Origin of the sequence: Polaromonas sp. UBA4122 (genome assembly GCA_002381615.1) — a bacterium.
Lineage (GTDB): Bacteria > Pseudomonadota > Gammaproteobacteria > Burkholderiales > Burkholderiaceae_C > Polaromonas.
Genome location: DFWY01000090.1, coordinates 1 through 3,332 on the forward strand (window position 1 = coordinate 1; position 3,332 = coordinate 3,332).

At 56.2% G+C, this 3,332-nt stretch carries 2 protein-coding genes and 1 pseudogene; 2 read left to right on the plus strand and 1 reads right to left on the minus strand.

Features of this window, described 5'->3' with window-relative positions; all coding sequences use genetic code 11:
• Window positions 1-469: 469 nt before the first annotated feature.
• The gene (locus B3F77_RS12115) at window positions 470-1,294 is read right to left on the minus strand and encodes a nidogen-like domain-containing protein (protein WP_293605197.1); all 825 of its coding nucleotides are present in this window, start codon (window positions 1,292-1,294) and stop codon (window positions 470-472) included.
• 243 nt (window positions 1,295-1,537) lie between these two features.
• Between B3F77_RS12115 and B3F77_RS12120 the strand changes: the two are divergent.
• Window positions 1,538-1,942, plus strand: a pseudogene (locus tag B3F77_RS12120) (transposase); the annotation flags it as partial.
• 196 nt (window positions 1,943-2,138) lie between these two features.
• Window positions 2,139-3,170 (plus strand): NADP-dependent oxidoreductase, encoded by a 1,032-nt coding sequence (locus tag B3F77_RS12125; RefSeq protein WP_293605198.1) that lies wholly within the window; start codon window positions 2,139-2,141, stop codon window positions 3,168-3,170.
• The last annotated feature ends 162 nt before the right edge of the window (window positions 3,171-3,332 follow it).

Sequence of the window (3,332 nt, forward strand, 5' to 3'; positions counted from 1 at the left end):
AATTTAGCCGTCCTGCCTGGGGGAATCTGACTGGCCATAGATGGGGGAATTTGAAGTGGCCATCAGGGTAACAACGGCAATCAAGAAATCAGGCATTGCACATGGTCATTAGTGGGGACACCCCCAATACCCAGAGGGCGGTGTGGAACGGTAGAGGCCGTATCTTAATGTCAATTTTCCCAATAAACGGATCTGTTTGGTTCCGTCCACGAGCGGGCACTCCCATGTGCAAGTTCCTAACTCTCTTTGCCTAGCAACCGGCCATTTCTAGCCTCTGGTCGCTTGGAGAAGCGCAGTAAGGGTCTTTTTATTAGCTGCGACGCATCTCTCGCATTCGCAGCGCTGGCTGGCTGACTCGCTTGTTTCGGCCAAAAAAACCCGACCTGATGGCCGGGCTTTTTGATGAAAACTGTCTTGCTCGTGCAAAAAACAGTGACCGTGGAGGCCGCCGTTTTTTATAGGCCATGCGTCATTTCACATTTACCCGACGCCGCAGAGCCGCCATCCAAGCCAGCGCAAGACCAGTCAAGGCCAGCGTTGCCGGCTCAGGGACGTTGTTGCCGTCCGGGGGGGCAATGGTACCGTTACGTACGTTGAAAATATACTGACCGAGCGTGTTCGAGTCGCGGCTTCCGTGGATCAGCCCAGTGAGATTGCTGTCAAGGAATGCAAGGGTAGTGCGCGAACCCGCAAACTCGAAGTCGTTTGCACCACCATCGGTGTACCCAGCTGCAGCAGGAGTGCCGCCGAAACCGTTCACCCCACCACTCGCGCTGCCGGTCTCCCACAGGATCTGATCGTAGTTGAACTCAATGTCGAAGTTACCGAGACCCGTATCGGCGCGTTCGGTCAGAATCAACTGGAAGGAATTCAGCTTGTCGGCCTGATTGCTGTAGTAGCCGACATTGAGCCAGTTGACGCCGAAAACATTATGACCGCCGAGTGTGCTTGCGCCGTACTGCGTCACCCCGGATGCGGCGTTGCGCGTATCAACGTCGGCCAAGAAGGGGGCGATGATGGGGAAAGAGTTTGTCGTCAGCCCAAACGGAGTGTAGGTACTCAGAGGCGTATTGAAAGTGACATTGCCATTGTTGTTCACATACAGGTTCGAGTACGTCGTTCCGAAAAAGTTGGCAGGGTTAGTAAAACCCATGCTGACCAAGCCGGTGGAACTATCGTCATTACGTGCCAAAGTATTAGTAGTGAACAGCGATGCGTCATGAACAGCACCTGCCATTGCTGACGATGCCAGTATCAAAGACGCAACGGTTAAAGCAAGTTTATTGAATTTCATGGTTTTCTCCTAAAGAATGATTTCAAAGCTTTTTAGTCGAATGAAGAAGCTTTCCGAAGAGAATATGCATAGTTCATGCCAAATCACTATCTATATGATTTCATTGAACTTTCATTAACAAACACTGAGTGGGCCGGTTGTCTTGTAATAATTTCCGACACTTTTTAAGCTCCCCTAAGGAAACTCTGCAAAACTCCCTCGTTTGTGTGCTTGGTGTAGGCCACGCAGAGCATCATTGAGCCCATAAAAAAAACAGCCCTGGACCTCAATCTCAGACTCAAGAAAACCCGCAAACGCGAGTTCCTGGAGCAGATGGAACAAGTGGTGACTTGGGGTTCACTGGTCGAGCTCATTGCCCCGTACTTATCCAGAGGGCAGGAATGGCAGGCCAACCTTTTCCCTGGAGACGATGCGGCGTATCCACTTGCATAGCAGCAGTGGTTCACATTGTCAGATCCCGGCATGGAAGAAGCCTTCTTCGACACACCGCTGTACCGCGAGTTTGCCCGTCTGCCTGACAAGTCCACCATCCTGCGCTTTCGTCACCGGCGGGAGAAGCACAAACTCGCAGAGCAAATCCTGGTTACCGTCAATGCGCTGTTGATCCAGCGTGGATTACTGCTCAAAGCTGGCACGTGCCAAGAAGCGAAGGCCCAAGCCGTTACCGGCTTTTGACCCTGCCGCGATCGGTGGCGCGCGAAAAGATCAGGGCGCAGAGCGCGCTCAACTCTTAAGGTAGCGCCATGAGAATCTGAGCCCAATTTCCTTCGTTGACATGTATTTGCTTTACGGGATTCAACCCATGAGAGACCATGCGGGATTGAACTACCAGGAAACGTTTGTTATGAACCCCAACCCCGTACTGCACCAGAAATGGATTTACCGCCGCCGCCCGACCAGCATCGTTGGCCCGGAGCACTACGAACTGACGAGCAGTCCCTTGTCTATGGACTTGTCGGATGGTGAGGTGCTGGTCGAGGCCAGGTACCTCAGCGTCGATCCCTACATGCGCATCAACCAGTCGCTCAAGCCCACCTACAACGCCGATCCGCATCCGCTGAACGCCGTGCAGAACGCGGGCATGGTGGGCCGCGTCATCGCGTCGAGTGCCAGTACCCTGGCGCCGGGTGACTGGGTGGAGGGCATGCTCGGCTGGCAGAGCCACGCCAGGTGCCATCACAGCGTCGTGCGCAAGCTCGACCCCGAACTGGCCCCCGTGAGCACTGCCTTGGGCGTGCTCGGCATGCCCGGTCGAACGGCCTGGTTTGGCCTGACCGAAGCTGGGCGCCCGCACGCGGGTGAGGTGGTGGTGGTTTCTGGCGCCGCCGGTGCCGTGGGCTCGCTCGTGGCGCAGTTCGCCAAAAAGCATGGCGCACGCGTGCTCGGTATCGCCGGGGGCGCGGCCAAGTGCCACTGGCTGCTAGATACCGTGGGGCTGGACTGGGCGCTTGACTACAAGGCCTACGCCAGCGCGCAGCAACTCTCGGATGCCATTCGTGAACGCACGGGCGGCGTAGACGTGTATTTCGACAACGTCGGCGGCTGGATCAGCGACGCCATCTTTCCCATCATCCATCGGCGCGCCCGCATCATCATTTGCGGCACGATCAGCCAGTATTCCGGCGGGCTGGATGAGTCTGAACTGGGGCCGCGCTTTCTGCACCACATGCTCTACCAGCGCGCCACCATCCAGGGCATGCTGGCGCGAGACTACCTGCACCGGATGGATGAAATGCTGCGCATCGTCGGCCCCTGGGTGCAGCGCGGCGAGATCGTGTTTGAAGAAACCGTGGTGAGGGGGTTCGACCAACTGCCGCTGGCCTTGAACAGCCTTTTCACCGGCGACCATCGCGGCAAGGTGCTGGTGGAGGTCTGAGCTGGACGCGCCGCGCCTGCCAATTGCCATACCCCTATTGGGGTGGATCATTCCTTGAATGGGTTTTAGGCCTCTAGCGCCCGTTGAATATGCGCAAGCAGCTATACAAAACATAGCAGCTGTCAGTCCGCCATTTTCACAGACTGCGGCTTCACCTCATCC